The sequence below is a fragment of the Thiorhodococcus minor genome (assembly GCF_010820565.1).
Classification (GTDB): Bacteria; Pseudomonadota; Gammaproteobacteria; order Chromatiales; family Chromatiaceae; genus Thiorhodococcus; species Thiorhodococcus minor.
Genome location: NZ_JAAIJQ010000011.1, coordinates 18,430 through 34,540 on the forward strand (window position 1 = coordinate 18,430; position 16,111 = coordinate 34,540).

A 16,111-nucleotide genomic window follows, 5' to 3' on the forward strand; every position below is an offset into this window, starting at 1 on the left:
GCTGTCCTGCCAGCGGTGCGGGCGCCGCAATCCGAAGGGGCGCTTCAACCCGAAAAGAGCTACCAGCTTCTAGTGCAGCAGAGTGAAAGTCCTGAGACCGTTTTCTCGCGATGTGTCGCAAGACGCTTTGCAACCGCATCCTGCTGTTTTGTAACCGATGTTCGCGACCTCAGACCTGAATGACAAACGGCATCAGGACTGCCATACGGGACCACTAGCCGCCAGCCTTATAGGATCACTCAGTTGGCCGATAGAGACCGTCGGTCTGGTGCATGCCATGATCCTGCGTATCCAGGCCCTGGTCCTGGGCGGGCATTGATTCCGATGATCCGGGAGTGAATCCGCATGAACGCCATTTCGATGTTTGACCGGCCCGCCGGCTGCTGCGCCGACGCCATCCAACAGCGTTGCATCAAGGCCGGTGCCGCAATCCTGGCCGCCCTGCTGATCGGTGGCTGCGCCACCGGCGCGCGTCAACTGATGCCGACCCCGACCCTGTACCAGCTGCCGGACGGCCGGCCGGTGTTCGATCCGGCCGTGGAGGCCCTCCAGAATCCGGCGCAAGATCCGAACCTGGATCTGCTGTTCATCACCGACCGCGCCCCGCCCACACCCGCGGAGCTTGAGGTGCATGCCAAGGGCGAGTCGTCGTTGCCCTACGGCCAAGGGCGCGCCCGGCACATCGCCTTCGGCTCCGCCCAGGTGCGGATGGTGCCGACGTTGGACTGGAGCGTGCTGCGCGCGCAAAGCCAGCTCGCCAAGCGCACCCAGGAGGTCAACCTGGAGCTGGGCCAGGTCCGCACATTGGGCGCCTTTCCCGATGAGCCCTACCAAATCTCCAAGGGTCCGGACGGGAAGACCCTGCGCGACCGTGCAGAGCTTGCACGCCACTTCGCGGCCAAGGCCGAGCTGCAGGGCGAGGTCGAGCGCAGGCTCGCGCAGGCACCCAAGAAGGAGGTCATGCTCTACGTCCATGGCTTCAACGAGACCTTCGCCACCGCCGCCTATACCGCCGCGGAGTTGTGCCACTTCCTCGGTCGCGAGGAGGTCTGCGCCTTCTTCACCTGGCCGGCCTCGACCACCGGCAATTTCCTGATCTCCTACACCACCACCACGGAGTCCGCCGACTACGCGGTCGCGCATCTCAAGAAGACCATCCGCACGCTCGCGAGCACCCCGGGGGTCGAGCGGCTGCAGCTCCTTGCCCACAGTCGCGGCACGGCTCTGACCTTGCGGGCCGTGAGTGAGTTGGCGCGCGAGGCCATCGCCGCCAGCAAGGAGCCGATGGACCTGTACAAGATCGACAACCTGGTGCTGCTCTCGCCGGACATCGACGTGGACATCGCCGGTCAGCAGATCACCGACTTCCTCTCCGATCCCGAGCTGATGACGGTCTGGCCGGAGGGGCGGCTGCCGCGCGTGCTGCAGGGCCGTTTGACCATCTATGCTTCGCCGGAGGACCGTGCCCTACTGGTCTCCCGCATCCTGTTCCGTAGTCGCAACCGGGTCGGACAGCTCCGTCCCGAGGACATTCCGGACAAGGCTCAGCGCTACTTCGAGACGGTCGGGCGCATCGATCTGATTTCCTACGAGGGCAAGCGCACGGACCTGTTCGGCCACTCCTACTTCACCACCAATCCACAGGTGAGCTCCGATCTGATCGAATTGCTCCGCTACGACAAGCAGTTGGGAGAGCCTGGGCGGGAGCTGGTCAAGACCGGGCGGGTGACCTGGGAGTTTCCGGTCGACGGGAACAATGGATACTAGATGTCGGGCTCACAACACCTTCGCCAAGGTTGCGACCGCCGCGATGGCCACCGCCATCATGGCCCCGAGCTTGATGATCAGGCGGTACTCGAGCTCGCGAATGTCCGACTTGAGCGCCAGCTCCAGCGCCCGCAGGTCGGTCTTGGTCGCCAGCTCCGCCTCCACCCCGCGAGGCATGGAGAGCGCAGCGCAGCCGAGCGGCCCCGGGTAGGTGTGGGCGCGGGCGTAGCGCCGCAGTGCCGAGGGCTGTGCCCGAGGCGCGGAGGCGATATGCAGAGCGCATCCCGCACACCGTTGAGTCATTCGTCGCAGGGGAGTGGCGCAGGCGCGCAGAGCCGTAGCCAGCCCCCGGAGCGGGACGAGCCCGGGCTAAAAGGCTGTCTTGTCGCGAGGGCGTTGGGGCGACTGGGAGTCCCGCAACGCATCCTGAGCGGCGACGACACCCCGGATGGGCGGCACGAAAGGCTTCGGCAATCGCCTCGGCCTGACTTTCAGGGATGCCTGAATCCTTGAGCGTGCGGATGAATGTGTGGGTGTCGAAGGTGATGGCGGTCGTGGCTCGATGTCGTCGGTCCGCCCTGGCGGACAACATGGCGCTGCAGCCCCTGGCTGTCAACGGACTGCGCGCCGACTTGGCCTCATCACGCCAGAGCGCGGATTCACAAGGCACTCAAGCCAAAAAGAGCTGTCAGCTTCCAGCCTCCAGCAGCCAGCTATTGAAGATCGGCCACTTGGATATTGAGAACGCGCTGCCAGGGCTCACCCATCAGGTGAAGCCCGCAAGAAGGGAAAACCTCGACAAAGCAACCGCTGGAGGCTGATCGCCGGCGGCTGACTGCTCTTTCTGGGCTCAAGGCACTGAGGACGCCCTCTGCTCGTTCTCTAACGCCTTATCCGTGATCTCCTTGTACAGATGCACGGCGCGGGTATAGAGGCTCTCGAATTCCGGCCGCTTGTCCACCAGCCGCTTGATGTGCTCGGCATCCTCCATCACCCGCTTGAGGTGCTCGATGTCGGAGTCGTCGAGCGGCTCGCCGCGGTCGACCTTAACCTTGATGTCGAGCGCGGGCGGGAGCCGAAACTTCTCGAAGCGCTCGAGAATGGTGACGATCACGCCTTCTTCGTGTGAGATCTCGGTCATGGTGTTCTCCGCAACAAGTTGATCACTCGGATCGCGCTGATGGCCTCGGCGAGGACCTCCAGTCCCTTCTGAGTGCGTGGGATGCCCAGATGCCCGGCCGCGAGGAGCCGCAGCTCGGTCTGGGCCTGGCTGGTGGAAGCATCCATCGTTGCGCGCTGCTGGCGCCGCATCGCGCTCAACCCTCGCTCGTCTGATGCGGCCGCCAGCGGGCATGCCGCTCGCGCAGAATCGCGAGGGCGTCATCGGCGCCCTTGACGCACTGGGGGATGTCCATGTCCTCCGCATTGGCCAGCTCGAAGCCGGGGCGGCGCATCCAGCGGCGCGCCCAGTCGAGCAATTCGCCCCACGTATCGCCGACGAAGATGAGCGGCGTGTCGTGTAGATGGCGCACCTGTAGGAGCTGCCAGACCAGCATGGATTCCAGGACGGTGCCAATCCCGCCGGGGACGACGATATAGGCGTCCGAGAGCAGCACGAAGTGATGCAGCCGGGTGAAGAAGGTCTGGTGCTCGAAGGACTCCTGCACGAAGGGGTTGACCTCCTGCTCGAAGGGCAGATCCAACTCGGATGCCGATGCTCTGCGCCCGGTCGGGGGCGGCGCTCGACTGAGCGCCCTCGTTGGCCGCCTGCATGAGACCGGGACCGCCGCCGGTAACGATGTCGCAATCCATCGCGGCCAGCTTGGCGGCGAGCCGTTTGACCTCCTCATAGACCCAATGCCCGGGCCGGGTGCGCGCCGAGCCGAAGATGGTCACCCGATAGCGCTCCCGCTTCGAGGGGCGCAGCCGAGTCAGATTGTTGACCAGGGTCCAGAGGCCGAAGATGGTATCCACCAGGATGCGCTTGACACCCTCTTCATCGGTCAGGCTAACAGTGGTTGGCGTGCGCGGTTCTGTCATCGACCCTGTCCTCATGAGCCGCTTGTCCTGCGACGCCTCGGGGCTGGCGGGCGCCGCGGGCGCTGGACGGCCCCGACGACTGCACCGGTCAGTCGATATGGCCCTTCTGGTGCTGGTCATAGAGGTAGCCGCCGACAGCACCGGCGCCCGCGCCGATGAGCGCGCCCGTCCCGGCGCTGCCGCTCAGGGAGCCGATCGCGGCGCCACCCACGGCACCCATCAAGGCGCCGCTGCCGCTGCGGCTTCCCGTCGTGGTCCCGCAGCCGGACAGGCAGAGCATCAGCGACACAGTCGCAAGCATGGCAAGCTTCTTCTTCATGTCATCAACTCCTGGATCTCGCGATAGGCGACGAAAGCGCCTTCGCCACACGGTTATTTCTGGCAGGGGTACTTGGCCGCAAGGGCGCGCACCACGCCAACGACGGGCGGCTCGGCCATCAGCCGCGCATCCCTGGCCTGCGCGTCGCCCCAGGAGAGCAAGGCTGAGCGCCGTCCTCGATGGTCGCGCCCTTGGGATAGCAGACGAGCCGTTTCAGCTCGCGATCGTCGCTGATCTCGTCGTGATGTTGCGCGGTTGCCTGAAGGCAGGCATGGCACGCCTGATGGGCCACCGCATACTCCACCGCCAGCGTCGCCTGGCTGAAGACAGTGCCGACGCTGGCGAGGATGAAGGCGAGTCCAAGAGTCTGTCGTGTGTTCATCTGGCAACTTTCGGTGAGTCATTGGTCGGTTCGCGAAACGAGCGCCGCGGGCGCTCACAGAGCGCAAGCGCGGGAGATACCTGGAATAAGCAAATCATCCGCCAGCCGCGCGCGAAGCCCTTTGCGGCGCTAAGAATTATTAAAAATCAGCGGCTTGCGCGGCATCTTTCGATCGCCGGAGATCCGTCACGGTCACCAGCAACCACGATATCTCAGAGTTTCTACGCCCCCTCCGAGGCGAGACGACCGGCCAGCGAGCACGCAGCGGTGTTTTCGCTGAGGGTGCCCATACGGCTCAAAACACCTCCGGGATCCGCGTCAAGGGCCGGTCCGGCTCCCGATAGCCGGCTGGCTTCTGGCGTTTGGGCAGGGTGATCCGCTCGCGCGGCAGCTCTTCATAGGGGATCTGGCTCAGCAGATGGCGGATGATATTGAGCCGGGCGCGCTTCTTGTCGTCGGAATGCGCGACATGCCAGGGCGCAAAATCCGTGTCCGTGGCCGCGAGCATGGCGTCGCGCGCCCGTGAATAGTCGTACCAGCGGCTGTAGGACTTGAGATCCATCGGTGAAAGCTTCCAGAGCTTGCGACCGTCTTCGATGCGCGCCTCCAAGCGCCGCGCCTGCTCTTCCTGGCTGACCTCCAGCCAGTATTTGATGAGGATGATGCCAGAGTCGATCATGGCCTTCTCGACCATCGGGGCCATCTGGAGGAAGCGCTCGGTCTGCGCCTCGGTGCAGAAGCCCATCACCCGCTCGACCCCGGCGCGGTTGTACCAGCTGCGATCGAAGATGACGATTTCCCCCGCCGCCGGGAAATGGCGCATGTAGCGCTGCACGTACATCTGGCTCTTCTCGCGCTCGGTCGGTGCCGGCAGGGCGACGACCCGGAAGATGCGCGGGCTCACCCGCTCCGTCATCGCCTTGATGGTCCCGCCCTTGCCCGCGCCGTCGCGACCCTCGAAGACGATACAGACCTTGAGTCCTTGGTGACGGACCCATTCTTGGAGCTTGACTAGCTCGACATGCAGCTTCGCCAGCTCGCGCTCATAGGTTTTCGCCTTCATCTTGCTGGGTGCTCGACCCGCTTTCTCGTCATCGGCCGCTGTGCGTTTCTTGGCGTGCTTGCTCATTGCCCTGCCTCCCGCTGGTGAGCGACCGTCGGCGGCGGTCTTACCTGTCCAAGTATCGACCAAAACGAACAGGCTGCAGCCAGGCCCCGCTCTCCAATGAATCGGCCGGCACGGCCTGAGGCGGCAGCGCCAGGCTGGTCGTCAGCAGGATGGAGAAGAGGATGCCGGAAACCGCGGCGGCTCCCTGCGTCGCGCGTAGCCGAGTCTCACTGGAGATAACGCTGGGCCGCGGTCACCAGATCTTCGCGCACCGGCAGGTCATCGGGTGTGATGCTCAGCGCCAGCATGACGCCCCGTCGATCGCGGGCGTTGCGCAGCTCCCAGAGCTGGACGGCGCGGGCGGTGGGGTCGTCCGCCTCGCGCTGAATGTTCATGTCATCGAGCCACAGCCTGACGGGCTCGGCCCAGAGCTGGCGGGGTGCCGCGCCAAGCAGATCGGCGGCGCGCTGAAGGTGGAGGCGCAGGACATCCTGATCCGCGCCCAAGGCGTTCAATTGCGCCGTGAGCTTGTCCAGATCGGCCTGCAGCGCCGCAGGGTCCGGGTGTCCGGCATCCGCTGGCGCGAAGCTCCAGCCACCATGCTCCAGCGCGGTCAGCTTGCGCCGCAAGAGGTCGCGCTGGCGCTTCGGATCGGCGCGCTCCACGCGTGCCGCCGCATTGCCGGTCAAGGCCAGGGTCAGCAGGTGATCGAAGGCGCGGCGCTTCCACTGGCGGCGGCTTTCGGCCTCGTCGACCTTGGGGTCCAGCAGCTCGGAAGCGGCTAGCCAGTCGACCAGACTTGCCAGCATCCGCTCGATATCCTCCGGGCGGCGACTGTTTTCGAGTCGGAGCAGGGCAGCGGCGATATTGCGCTGTCCGGCCATCGCCGTGTCCGCGAGCCGCTGCTCGTTCAGTAACAGGTATCTGAACTGCGGCTGTTAGCGGCGCAGCCGCTCGGGCAGGTCCGGCTCGATCAGCTCATCGAGACTGGTCTTGGCCCACCGGGGCTTCTCACTATCGAAGAGGACGATGGGCAGGACCGGCGGCAGCGGGCTGCCGGCCGGGATCTCGCCAGCGGCGGCAAGATCCCGATGGAGTAATCCAACATAGGTCAACAGCCTGACGGTCATGAGGCGATCAACGCTCGACTGAGACTCCAGCAGCAAACAGACGCAGCCCTAGCGCAGACGCCAGATCATGTCGTCCGCGCGCTCACGCAGGTCGTGGCTGATACCGATCCCGCTGACGCGCTGCAGGCTGGTGAAGTCCAGCCGCTCAACCCAGTCCTCCTGCACGAAGCCGTGGATCAGGTCCGCGACCAGATCGCGATGCGGGAACAGGAGCTTGTAGGAAGGATCGTGATCTGCCACTGGTCGACGCCAAGCCCACACACGACCGCTCCGAGCTTGGAGCGCACTGCGCGGATGTTGGCGTAGTCCAGATGATCTCAGTGATCACGCGTGATCAGCAGATAGTCGATCTCAGGCATGTACTAAGCCGTGTTGAGGCTTGACCAAGGTCGGCAGGATCTTCATGACAAGTGCTCCGAATACCTCAGGTGTTTCTCATCCGGCTCCAACAGTGCCGGCGTTGAACCGCAAAGTCCGCGATGAATCTCAGATGGCTATCCGTCAACTGACACACACGAGAATCAACCCATTGTCTTTCCTCGCGCCCTTTGCGCCTTGCTTTGCGGTTCAAATCTCCTTCCGGGCAGAAAGGCTCGGGACGCGCTAATCGACACTGAGCGAGGCCATGTCGATGTCGATGTCGATGACGATGCGATGCGCGAAGTCACCCTTCGCCAGATGCGCGAATGCGTCGTTGATCTGGTCCATTTTGATCATCTCGCATTCCGGGTAGATCTGATGCTCGGCACAGAAATCCAGCACCTCCTGGGTCTCGGCGATCCCGCCGATCAGGGACCCCGCCACGCGGCGACGACCGAACACCAGCGGCATCGTCATGAGCTCTTCCATCGGACCGAGCTGGCCGACGATCACCAGCGAGCCATCGACATCCAGTAGCGGCGTGTAGAGGTCAAGTCATGTTTCACGGGGACGGTATCGATGATGAGGTCGAAGGCGTTGGCGGCGGCCTGCATGGCCTGCCGATCGGTAGAGGCGAGAATGCCCCGGGCGCCGCTTGCCTTCGCTTCCGCCTCCTTCTTTGTCGAGCGGCTGATCACGGTGACCTCCGCGCCCATCGCTGTAGCGAGCTTGACGGCCATGTGGCCGAGTCCGCCAAGACCGATGACGCCGACGCGCGTCCCCTCGCCGACGTCCCAGGTGCGCAGCGGTGAGAAGGTGGTGATGCCGGCGCACAGAATCGGCGCGGATCTCGAGAGATCGAGGTTGTCTGGGATGCGCAGGACGAGCTCTTCTCGCACGACGATGTGCCTGGAGTAACCGCCCTGGGTGATCTCGCCGCTGATGCGATCCGGCGCGCCATAGGTCGGCGTCATGCCGTTGCGGCAGTACTGCTCTTCGTGTTGATGGCATTGATCGCATTCCTGACAGCTGTCGACCATGCAGCCGACCGCCACTCGATCGCCTTCCTTGTACGCTGTGACCTCGGGACCCGCAGCGCTGACGACACCCACGATTTCATGGCCCGGCACCAGCGGATAGGGCTGCGGACCCCAATCGCCGTTCACGGTATGCAGATCGGAGTGACAGACGCCGCAGAACTGGATGTCGATGGCGACATCGTTCGGGCGTAGCTCGCGGCGTTCGAAATGATAGGGGACGAGCTTCGCGTCGGCCGAATGGGCCGCGTAACCGATTGTCTTCATGCTGTTTAACCTGGTCTCGTCAGAGAATTGGATATGGACTGCCAGCCCCCGTCGATCCCCGGGGCCGGCAGCGATGGCTCGCGTATCTGAGATCCTGAGAATAGGGCCCGACACCCCGGAAGCAGATACCCGATCCTCTCGATCTCTTGCCTATTTCTGCTGGAGGCGTGCTTTCAAATTGCTCTACCCGTTCGAATCTTGCCTAGAGACGGCATTCCAAATCGGAGCACGCCTGATATGCCAGAGACTTCGACCTTGCTGAAGCACCTTCCGAAGATGGAGACCGGGGTGATGGAATCGTACCTCCAAGGGGTGCGGTTCTTCAGTTCGACACAGCCGGTTCCGCGTCGCCCCATGGTCTACGATCCGGGCATCTGCGTCGTCGCCCAGGGCCACAAGACCGGCTATCTGGGCGGGAAGCCGTTTCGCTACCACGCCAACAATTACCTGGTCACCTCGGTCACCATGCCGTTCAAGTGCGAGACGTTCGGATGCCCCGAGGAGCCGTTGCTGGGTCTCTACATTGATATTGAGTTGGGACAGCTCAACGAGCTGATCAGCGGGATGGGCCTGCAGGCCGAGATGAGCAAGGCCGCCGAGGAGACCCTGCCGCGCGGGATCGGTCCGGCCGCCCTGGACGCGGAGATGACGGACGCAGTCGCTCGCCTGCTCAAGGCGCTGCGCTCGGAGACCGAGGCTAGGCTACTGGGGCCGGGGCTCATGCGCGAGGTCCTGTTTCGCGCCCTGGGGGGCACCCAGGCGCCGGTGCTCTATGCGCTGGCGATGTACAGCGGCACCTTCTCCAAGGTCGCCCAGGTCTTGAAGATCATGCAGAGCCACTATGCCGAGAAGCTCGACGTGGAGCACTTGGCCGAAAGGGTCCACATGAGCGCCTCGGCCTTCCATCGGGCCTTCAAGGAGGTGACCTCGGAATCTCCCATGCAGTACCTGAAGAAGATACGGCTGACGAAGGCGAGGGACCTGATGGTGCGCGAGAGCATGAAGGCCTACATGGCGGCCGATCGAGTCGGCTACGAGAGCCCCTCTCAGTTCAGCCGCGAGCTCAAGCGCTTTTTCGGGCAGAGCCCCGCCGAGATGACGCGCGAATTGCGCGCGGCTTGAGATCGCGTCAGCCGGCCAGACGCTCTATTCGGCCGAATCGCGGCAATCCTTCAACCTAAGAGGAGCAGTCGAACCGCAAAAGCACAAAGAGCGCAAAGGATTTCAACACCTTGTCTGCGAAGCGATGCTCACTCAGAGGGTGAAGCGACGCGGCGATGCAAGCCTCTGTCTTTCTTCTTGTCCTTCGCGCCTTGCGGTTCCAATTGCCGAATCTAGGCTCAAGGGGTTGGAGACCTGTTTCACCGGTGAGGTCCAGGTGGACATGCTCTTTCCCGACAACGAAACGGCCCATTTCTCTGGTGCCTACATGAAATCCTCCAAGGATGATTGATGCTCTGGCGCAACAGTCCTTGCCGATTTCGCATCCAATCACAGGACGGACGCGACGGTACTTCGCTTACCATGCCGACTCACACGCCCTAAGCGAGCTAAGTGGACGAAGATGATGACGCAGCACCCCGAGCTGACCGCCTTGGGCTGGACCCCGTGGCTCGAACAGCACGCCGCATGTGATCCGTCGCAATCCATCGCGCGTGTCGCGGCCGTGGATCGCGATCAGCTGTTGCTCGTGGATCAGGATGGCTCTTTCCGCGCCAAGCTGGCCGGCAGCTTTCTGCACCGCCACCGCCTCTCCCACGAGCTCCCCTGTGTGGGCGACTGGGTGTGCCTGGAACGGCGGCCGGGCGATGATTTCGGCATCGTCCACGGGGTCATCGAGCGCCGGACCTCGCTGAGCCGAAAGTCGGCCGGAAACGCCGTCGAGCATCAGACGATCGCGGCAAACCTGGACAGCGTCATGGTCGTCCAGTCCTGCCATTTCGACTTCAACCTCAAACGGCTGGAGCGCTATCTGGTCATGGTGATGGACGGTGGGGCGGATCCCTATATCCTGCTCACCAAGACGGATCTGGTGGATCCGGACGTCCTGGCCGAGCAGCTGGCCGAGATCCACGGCATCGGTCTCATGGCACCTGTCCTGACGCTGAGCAACCTGACACGAGAGGGGCTCGACGACCTCGAGCGCACGCTGGTGCCGGGAAAGACCTATTGCTTCGTCGGATCCTCTGGCGTCGGCAAAAGCACCCTGATCAATCACCTGATCGACCGGGACGCCTTGGAGACAGGCCGCGTCAGCGCGACGGGCGAGGGACGCCATACGACCGTGCGTCGCGAGCTGATCCGGCTCGACGGCGGCGCGCTGGTCATCGATACGCCCGGCATGCGTGAATTCGGCATCCTCGGGGCCGGGTACGGCATCGAGAGCAACTATGCCGAGATCACCGCGCTCGCCTTAGGCTGTCGCTATCGCGACTGCACCCACGGCGGTGAGTCTGGCTGCGCCGTGCGTGCGGCGGTCGATGCCAACGAGATCGCTCGCGAGCACTTCGAGAGCTATCTGAAGCTTAGAGAAGAGTCGGACTTCAACCAGATGACCCACGCCGAGCGGCGCAAGAAGGATCGGGATTTCGGCCGATTCATCAAATCGGCGAAGAAGGATCTGAGAGACCGCTGAACCCAATTGGAGCAGTCAGCTTCCAGCTCCCAGCCGCCAGCGGAGGAAGATCATGCAGTTGCCGGATTTTCTGGCCGATCAGCCGCTCACCCGTTGGGTGACTCAGCGAAGACTTGAAAGCAGCTCCGAAACAAAGCTTTAAGCTGGCCGCTGGTGGCTGGCAGCGCTTTCTATGCTGAAGCGGCACTGATCGCTGGAATCGGCCGGGTCGAGAGGAGATCCGCCCCAGCTCGAATAGCTTTAGGGCGAGCAGGAAACGGGCCTCGGCGGCGAACTGCTCGGGGGAGTCGGCGGGTATCGGCAAGGCATCGCTTGGAATGTCAATGACGATGGTTGGCATGAGATGGCCTTTGGGGTCAGCGTGGCGATGGGTCGATTGCAGTCCGGCCCCGGCTGGGGCGCTCGCTCCGATGCCGCGCCCCGTGTAGCTATCCCACCAACTGCTCCACGACCGCCGTGATTTGCCGCAGCCGCTGCTCCGGCTCGGCCATCTCCCTGAAGAACTTCAGCTTGTCCGCGCCATCCAGCTTGAATTCCTTGGGCTTGGTCTGGACCAGCCGGATGAGGTTGGCGGGGTCGATCTTGGGAGTCTCGGTGAAGTGGATGCGTCCGCTGGCGGGGCCGGCTTCGATCTTGCGGATGCCCCAGGGCTGGACCTTGAGCTTGAGCTCGGTGATGTCGATCAGGTTCTTGGCCGGGTCGGGCGGCAGGCCGAAGCGGTCGATCATCTCCACCTGGATCTCGCGCAGGGCGTCCTTGTCCGCGGCGCTGGCGATGCGCTTGTACATGACCAGGCGGGCGTGGACGTCGGGTAGATAATCGCTCGGCAGCAGCGCGGGCACGCCGAGGTCGATCTCGGCGCCGTGGTCGAGCGGGCGGTCCAGCTCCGGCGTGCGGCCGGCCTTGAGGGCGTCGACCGCGCGCTCCAGCAGCTCCATGTAGAGGGTGAAGCCGACCTCGGCGATCTGTCCGGACTGCTCGTCACCGAGCAGCTCGCCGGCGCCGCGGATCTCCAGATCGTGCGTCGCCAGGGTGAAGCCCGCGCCTAGGTCTTCCATCGACTCGATGGCCTCCAGGCGCTTCTTGGCGTCCTCTGTCATCGTCTTGGCCGGCGGCGTGATGAGGTAGGCGTAGGCGCGGTGGTGGGAGCGCCCGACGCGTCCGCGCAGCTGGTGGAGCTGAGCCAGGCCGAGCCTATCGGCGCGATTGATGATGATGGTGTTGGCGCTGGGGACGTCGATGCCGCTCTCGACGATGGTGGTGCAGACCAGCAGGTTGAAGCGCTGGTGGTAGAAGTCGCGCATGATGCGCTCCAGGTCGCGCTCGCGCATCTGGCCGTGGGCGACCTGCACGCGGGCCTCCGGGACCAGGGCCTCCAGCTTTTGCGCCTGATTCTCGATGGTCTCGACCTCGTTATGGAGGAAGTAGACCTGGCCGCCGCGCTTGAGCTCGCGCAGCACGGCCTCTTGGAGCAGTCCGTCGTTCCAGGCGCTGACGAAGGTCTTGATGGGGTGCCGCTCGACCGGCGGCGTGGCGATGATGGAGAGGTCGCGTAGGCCGGACATGGCCATGTTGAGGGTGCGCGGGATCGGCGTCGCGGTCAGGGTCAGGATGTCGACCTCGCTGCGCAGGTTCTTGAGCTGCTCCTTGTGGCGGACACCGAAGCGGTGCTCCTCGTCGATGATGGCCAGCCCCAGGTTTTTGAACTTAATGCTGGGCTGCAGCAGCTTGTGCGTGCCCACGACGATGTCGACGGTGCCGGCCTCGAGGCCTTCCAGGATCTTCTTCTGCTCCTTGGCGGTGCGAAAGCGCGACAGGCTCTCGACCCGGACGGGCCAGTCCGCGAAGCGATCGGAGAAGTTCTCGAAATGCTGCTCGGCGAGCAGGGTCGTGGGCACCAGCACCACGACTTGACGGCCGCCGTTGACCGCCATGAAGGCGGCGCGCATTGCGACCTCGGTCTTGCCGAAGCCGACGTCGCCGCAGACCACGCGATCCATGGGCTTGGGCGCGGCCATGTCGTCCAGCACGGATTCGATGGCGCGCAGCTGATCCGGCGTCTCCTCGAACTCGAAGGCGGCCGCGAAGGCGGCATACTCCTCGCCGTGCTTGGGGAAGGCCACGCCCTGGCGTGCCGCGCGGCGTGCGTAGATGTCCAGCAGCTCGGCGGCGACGTCATGCGCCTTCTGGGCGGCCTTGCGCTTGAGCCTGTCCCACTGGTCGCCGCCGAGGCGATGCAAGGGGGCGCTTTCCGGCGAGGCGCCGGTGTAGCGCGAGATCAGGTGCAGCGAGCTCACGGGCACGTAGAGCTTGTCGCCCTTGGCGTACTCCAGGGCGAGAAACTCCGTCGTCATGCCGCCGACGTCCAGCGTCTGCAAGCCGAGATAGCGCCCGACGCCGTGATTTTCGTGCACCACGGGAGCACCCTCGGTCAGCTCCGTGAGGTTGCGCACCACGGCGTCGCTGTCGCGCTCGCGGGCACGCTGGCGGCGCTCCTGGCGAACCCGCTCTCCGTAGAGCTGGGTCTCGGTGACGATGGCGATGTTCGCCTGCTCGAGCAGCAGCCCCTGCTCGATCGGGGCCACCGTCAGCCCAAGGCGCTGGTCGCCGTCGAGGAAAGCGTGCCAGCCGGATACCTGGCGTGCCTGGATTCCGAAGCCCTGCAGGTGCTCGGCTAGCATCTCGCGGCGGCCGGTGCTCTCGGCGCCGAAGAGCACCCGAAAGCTCGGTCTGTCCAGAAAGCCCTTGAGCGCCTGCGCTGGCTCGGCGGCGCGCGCCTGCACGGCAAGGGGCGGCAGTGCGGTGGTCGCGAAGTTGGCGATACCCGCGTAGCCGCGTCGGCGCTCGGGGATCTCGGGCGATTGGTAGAGGACGCCGGCGTGCCGGTTCAGGGCACCCGCGAGCTGATCGGGCATCAGATAGAGGCGTTGCGGGGGCAGGAGCGGACGCTCTAGGTCGTGGCGGCGCTGCTCGTAGCGCTGCTCCACGCTCTGATAGAAGGATTCTCCGGTCTCGCGGCAGTCCGCCGGCTCGAGCACTAAGGCCCCGTCCGGCAGATAGTCGAACAGGGTGGCCGTCTCCTCGAAGAACAGCGGCAGATAGTATTCGACGCCGCCGGGCGCATTTCCGCTCGACACCTCGCGGTAGATGAGGCTCCCCTTGGGATCGCCTTCGATCGCGGCGCGGTAGCGCTGCCGAAAGGCGGCGATGCCGTCTTCGTCGAGCGGAAACTCGCGCGCCGGCAGTACCCGGACCTGATCGATCTTGTCGCTGGACCTCTGGGTGTCCGGATCGAAGGTGCGGATGGTATCGACCTCGTCGTCGAAGAGGTCGATGCGCAGCGGGACCTGGCTGCCCATGGGAAAGACGTCCAGCAGGGAGCCGCGGACCGCGAGCTCGCCGTGTCCGATAACTTGAGAGACGAAGGAATAGCCGGCGCGCTCCAGGCGTTGCCGCGTCTGGTCCAGATCCAGCCGATCGCCGACCTTGAGCACGAGCGAGTGCCGGTCGACGTAGGCGCGTGGCGGCAGACGCTGCATGAGCGTCGGAACGGGCACGACCAAGACCCCGCGCTGCACCCCTGGCAGCCGCTGGAGCGTCAGCAGTCGCTCCGAGACCAGCTCGGGCAGCGGTGAGAAGACGTCGTAGGGCAGGGTCTCCCAGTCTGGAAAGCCGAGGATCTGGAGATCCGTCCCCGCCAGGAAGAAGGCCAGCTCGGCCCTCAGGCTGGCGGCGGCCTGCACGTCCTGGGTCAAGGCCAGGATCAGCCCCGAGTGCTTCCTCGCGGCGCTGGCGATCGCGAGCGCGGCGCCGGAGCCATAGAGGCGACCCCAGAGCAGACGCTCGCCAGGGCGTTGCGGCAAGGGTGGGTCGAGCGGGGTATGGAGCCGGGTCTGTGCCTCCGAATGCATCGTCTGGGTCGGGCCTCAGGTCAGCGAAACAGGACGGGATTTTCGCATAGCAGCATCACGGATGCAGGCCGTCCGAGGCGGAGTCCTTTGGATCTCGGGCGCCAGCCGGCGAATTTCGGGGCCAGCCCGCGCTAGGCCGCAGATTCCTTTGATTGGACGGACCGGCTAGAGATCGAGGATGCATGGGGCGACGCAGTTCACGCATCGCCGACGTCGCATCGGGGACACTGGCTGTGCTGGAGTGATGGGCCGGGCTCGGATCGAGCCGGATGCGCGCCGCTCCGGGGCCTTGGGCTCGCAAGCGGTGACGTCCATCCGAGATGACGTGCAGCGCGTTGCACAGTTGTGACGCGGTTCAATGAAACGGGAAATGGTCCCTGGCGCGCGTTGTAGCAGGTTAACCCAAAAACTATAAGTGCAGAGGGATTCATCGTCGACCTGGCGGCGATGTGCGGTCCATTTCGGTGTTTGCGTCTCGGCCTGCCTTCGGCGGGGTGGGGGCGCGGCGGTGCGATCGACAGGGATGGGGTGGGGCCTTGCGGGGTCGCTTCTCCAAATTCAGAACCGCAGCAATCTTCAGGGCGCATGCCATGGCTAAGACGATTCTCACAGTGGATGACTCTCCGTCCATTCGCCAGATGGCCTCCTTCTGAGCGGACCGCCGGACGCAATCAATTCACGGGAGTGGCGCAAATGAGCGAGATCAGCCTGGAAGGGACCGCAATCGCAAGCTATAGCAGGCGCGAGCCCCTGACCTTCGATCTGGGTGAGCAAGAGTGCGCGATCGACATCCTCGAGGTGCAGGAGATCCGCGGCTACGACGCCGTGACCAAGATCGCCAACTCGCCGGAGCTCATCAGGGGCGTGAACAACATGCGCGGGGTCATCATCCTCAACATCGCCGGCCGTGTCGCCGGCATTGTGGTGGATGGCGTCTCCGATGTCATCGCCTTGAGCGACAGCCAAATCAGCCCGGCACCCGGGCTCGGCGCCGTGCTGGATACGGACGATATCGACGGGCTGGCGAACTTGGACGAGCGCATGATCATCATGGTCGACATCGAGAAGCTCATGACCAGTGGCGAGATGGGCCTGGTCGAGCAGGTGCAGACCGCCGCGGCCTGATGTGGCGGGGACGCCTCGCTCGCCATCACG

At 64.5% G+C, this 16,111-nt stretch carries 19 protein-coding genes and 1 pseudogene; 5 read left to right on the plus strand and 15 right to left on the minus strand.

Annotated features, from left to right (window positions below; all coding sequences use genetic code 11):
- Nucleotides 1-345 precede the first annotated feature (345 nt).
- Nucleotides 346-1,767 carry an alpha/beta hydrolase gene (locus tag G3446_RS05280; RefSeq protein ID WP_245232323.1) on the plus strand — a complete coding sequence of 474 codons (1,422 nt, stop codon included), beginning with the start codon at nt 346-348 and terminating at the stop codon, nt 1,765-1,767.
- A gap of 9 nt (nt 1,768-1,776) precedes the next feature.
- On the opposite strand, the gene G3446_RS27550 is transcribed toward G3446_RS05280, so the two are convergent.
- Nucleotides 1,777-2,070, minus strand: a complete 294-nt coding sequence (locus G3446_RS27550) for a hypothetical protein (RefSeq protein WP_209262277.1) — start codon at nt 2,068-2,070, stop codon at nt 1,777-1,779.
- Between the two features lie 194 nt (nt 2,071-2,264).
- Here G3446_RS27550 and G3446_RS05290 point away from each other — a divergent pair, with 194 nt between their 5' ends.
- Nucleotides 2,265-2,588, plus strand: coding sequence for a hypothetical protein (locus G3446_RS05290; protein WP_164451432.1), 324 nt, complete (start codon nt 2,265-2,267; stop codon nt 2,586-2,588).
- 29 nt (nt 2,589-2,617) lie between these two features.
- Here the strand turns inward: G3446_RS05290 and G3446_RS05295 are convergent, their stop codons facing one another.
- The 12 genes and pseudogenes from G3446_RS05295 to G3446_RS05330 form a co-directional block, all read right to left on the minus strand.
- The gene (locus G3446_RS05295; protein WP_164451434.1) at nt 2,618-2,908 is read right to left on the minus strand and encodes a hypothetical protein; all 291 of its coding nucleotides are present in this window, start codon (nt 2,906-2,908) and stop codon (nt 2,618-2,620) included.
- Nucleotides 2,905-3,054, minus strand: coding sequence for a DUF1704 domain-containing protein (locus tag G3446_RS05300; RefSeq protein ID WP_164451436.1), 150 nt, complete (start codon nt 3,052-3,054; stop codon nt 2,905-2,907). Before G3446_RS05300 ends, G3446_RS05295 begins: the two co-directional genes overlap by 4 nt.
- A gap of 29 nt (nt 3,055-3,083) precedes the next feature.
- Complete coding sequence (locus tag G3446_RS27555) at nt 3,084-3,470, minus strand: LOG family protein (RefSeq protein ID WP_209262278.1); 387 nt, start codon at nt 3,468-3,470, stop codon at nt 3,084-3,086.
- 49 nt (nt 3,471-3,519) lie between these two features.
- Nucleotides 3,520-3,927 (minus strand): annotated as a pseudogene (locus G3446_RS29430) (hypothetical protein); the annotation flags it as partial.
- Nucleotides 3,896-4,126, minus strand: a complete 231-nt coding sequence (locus tag G3446_RS05310) for a YMGG-like glycine zipper-containing protein (RefSeq protein WP_164451437.1) — start codon at nt 4,124-4,126, stop codon at nt 3,896-3,898. The gene G3446_RS05310 and the pseudogene G3446_RS29430, both read right to left, overlap by 32 nt.
- Before the next feature lie 118 nt (nt 4,127-4,244).
- Nucleotides 4,245-4,508: a hypothetical protein gene (locus tag G3446_RS05315; protein WP_164451439.1), complete on the minus strand. Its 264-nt coding sequence runs from the start codon at nt 4,506-4,508 to the stop codon at nt 4,245-4,247.
- A 295-nt stretch (nt 4,509-4,803) separates the two neighbouring features.
- Nucleotides 4,804-5,637, minus strand: a complete 834-nt coding sequence (gene ppk2, locus G3446_RS05320) for a polyphosphate kinase 2 (protein WP_164451440.1) — start codon at nt 5,635-5,637, stop codon at nt 4,804-4,806.
- Between the two features lie 206 nt (nt 5,638-5,843).
- Nucleotides 5,844-6,500, minus strand: coding sequence for a hypothetical protein (locus G3446_RS27935; RefSeq protein ID WP_245232324.1), 657 nt, complete (start codon nt 6,498-6,500; stop codon nt 5,844-5,846).
- Nucleotides 6,501-6,554: 54 nt separating this feature from the next.
- Nucleotides 6,555-6,782 carry an Rpn family recombination-promoting nuclease/putative transposase gene (locus G3446_RS27940; protein WP_280818775.1) on the minus strand — a complete coding sequence of 76 codons (228 nt, stop codon included), beginning with the start codon at nt 6,780-6,782 and terminating at the stop codon, nt 6,555-6,557.
- A 12-nt stretch (nt 6,783-6,794) separates the two neighbouring features.
- Nucleotides 6,795-6,986, minus strand: a complete 192-nt coding sequence (locus G3446_RS27945) for an Rpn family recombination-promoting nuclease/putative transposase (protein ID WP_245232326.1) — start codon at nt 6,984-6,986, stop codon at nt 6,795-6,797.
- A gap of 363 nt (nt 6,987-7,349) precedes the next feature.
- The gene (locus G3446_RS28610; RefSeq protein ID WP_280818776.1) at nt 7,350-7,619 is read right to left on the minus strand and encodes an MDR/zinc-dependent alcohol dehydrogenase-like family protein; all 270 of its coding nucleotides are present in this window, start codon (nt 7,617-7,619) and stop codon (nt 7,350-7,352) included.
- Nucleotides 7,616-8,410, minus strand: coding sequence for an NAD(P)-dependent alcohol dehydrogenase (locus G3446_RS05330; protein ID WP_280818777.1), 795 nt, complete (start codon nt 8,408-8,410; stop codon nt 7,616-7,618). The genes G3446_RS28610 and G3446_RS05330 overlap by 4 nt, the downstream gene beginning before the upstream one ends.
- 237 nt (nt 8,411-8,647) lie before the next feature.
- Between G3446_RS05330 and G3446_RS05335 the strand changes: the two genes are divergently transcribed.
- Entirely contained in the window at nt 8,648-9,532 is an 885-nt protein-coding gene (locus G3446_RS05335) for an AraC family transcriptional regulator (RefSeq protein WP_164451442.1), read from the plus strand.
- Between the two features lie 442 nt (nt 9,533-9,974).
- Nucleotides 9,975-11,045, plus strand: a complete 1,071-nt coding sequence (rsgA, locus tag G3446_RS05340) for a ribosome small subunit-dependent GTPase A (protein ID WP_164451444.1) — start codon at nt 9,975-9,977, stop codon at nt 11,043-11,045.
- On the opposite strand, the gene G3446_RS05345 is transcribed toward rsgA, so the two are convergent.
- Nucleotides 11,011-11,385, minus strand: a complete 375-nt coding sequence (locus G3446_RS05345; RefSeq protein ID WP_164451398.1) for a UPF0175 family protein — start codon at nt 11,383-11,385, stop codon at nt 11,011-11,013. The two genes, rsgA and G3446_RS05345, sit on opposite strands and share 35 nt — an antisense overlap.
- Before the next feature lie 88 nt (nt 11,386-11,473).
- The gene (gene mfd / locus G3446_RS05350) at nt 11,474-14,956 is read right to left on the minus strand and encodes a transcription-repair coupling factor (RefSeq protein ID WP_164451446.1); all 3,483 of its coding nucleotides are present in this window, start codon (nt 14,954-14,956) and stop codon (nt 11,474-11,476) included.
- 693 nt (nt 14,957-15,649) lie between these two features.
- Here mfd and G3446_RS05355 point away from each other — a divergent pair.
- Nucleotides 15,650-16,081, plus strand: coding sequence for a chemotaxis protein CheW (locus G3446_RS05355; protein WP_164451449.1), 432 nt, complete (start codon nt 15,650-15,652; stop codon nt 16,079-16,081).
- Nucleotides 16,082-16,111: the final 30 nt, after the last annotated feature.

Bases quoted from the DNA above. Each gene is read 5' to 3' on its own strand.
- G3446_RS05345 (WP_164451398.1), bottom strand. From the start codon at position 11,385: ATGCCAACCATCGTCATTGACATTCCAAGCGATGCCTTGCCGATACCC.
- G3446_RS05330 (WP_280818777.1), bottom strand. From the start codon at position 8,410: ATGAAGACAATCGGTTACGCGGCCCATTCGGCCGACGCGAAGCTCGTC.
- mfd (WP_164451446.1), bottom strand. From the start codon at position 14,956: ATGCATTCGGAGGCACAGACCCGGCTCCATACCCCGCTCGACCCACCC.
- G3446_RS27935 (WP_245232324.1), bottom strand. From the start codon at position 6,500: ATGGCCGGACAGCGCAATATCGCCGCTGCCCTGCTCCGACTCGAAAAC.
- G3446_RS05355 (WP_164451449.1), top strand. From the start codon at position 15,650: ATGAGCGAGATCAGCCTGGAAGGGACCGCAATCGCAAGCTATAGCAGG.
- G3446_RS05300 (WP_164451436.1), bottom strand. From the start codon at position 3,054: ATGGATGCTTCCACCAGCCAGGCCCAGACCGAGCTGCGGCTCCTCGCG.
- G3446_RS05335 (WP_164451442.1), top strand. From the start codon at position 8,648: ATGCCAGAGACTTCGACCTTGCTGAAGCACCTTCCGAAGATGGAGACC.
- rsgA (WP_164451444.1), top strand. From the start codon at position 9,975: ATGATGACGCAGCACCCCGAGCTGACCGCCTTGGGCTGGACCCCGTGG.
- G3446_RS27550 (WP_209262277.1), bottom strand. From the start codon at position 2,070: ATGACTCAACGGTGTGCGGGATGCGCTCTGCATATCGCCTCCGCGCCT.
- G3446_RS05310 (WP_164451437.1), bottom strand. From the start codon at position 4,126: ATGAAGAAGAAGCTTGCCATGCTTGCGACTGTGTCGCTGATGCTCTGC.
- G3446_RS05315 (WP_164451439.1), bottom strand. From the start codon at position 4,508: ATGAACACACGACAGACTCTTGGACTCGCCTTCATCCTCGCCAGCGTC.
- G3446_RS05290 (WP_164451432.1), top strand. From the start codon at position 2,265: ATGCCTGAATCCTTGAGCGTGCGGATGAATGTGTGGGTGTCGAAGGTG.
- ppk2 (WP_164451440.1), bottom strand. From the start codon at position 5,637: ATGAGCAAGCACGCCAAGAAACGCACAGCGGCCGATGACGAGAAAGCG.
- G3446_RS05280 (WP_245232323.1), top strand. From the start codon at position 346: ATGAACGCCATTTCGATGTTTGACCGGCCCGCCGGCTGCTGCGCCGAC.
- G3446_RS05295 (WP_164451434.1), bottom strand. From the start codon at position 2,908: ATGACCGAGATCTCACACGAAGAAGGCGTGATCGTCACCATTCTCGAG.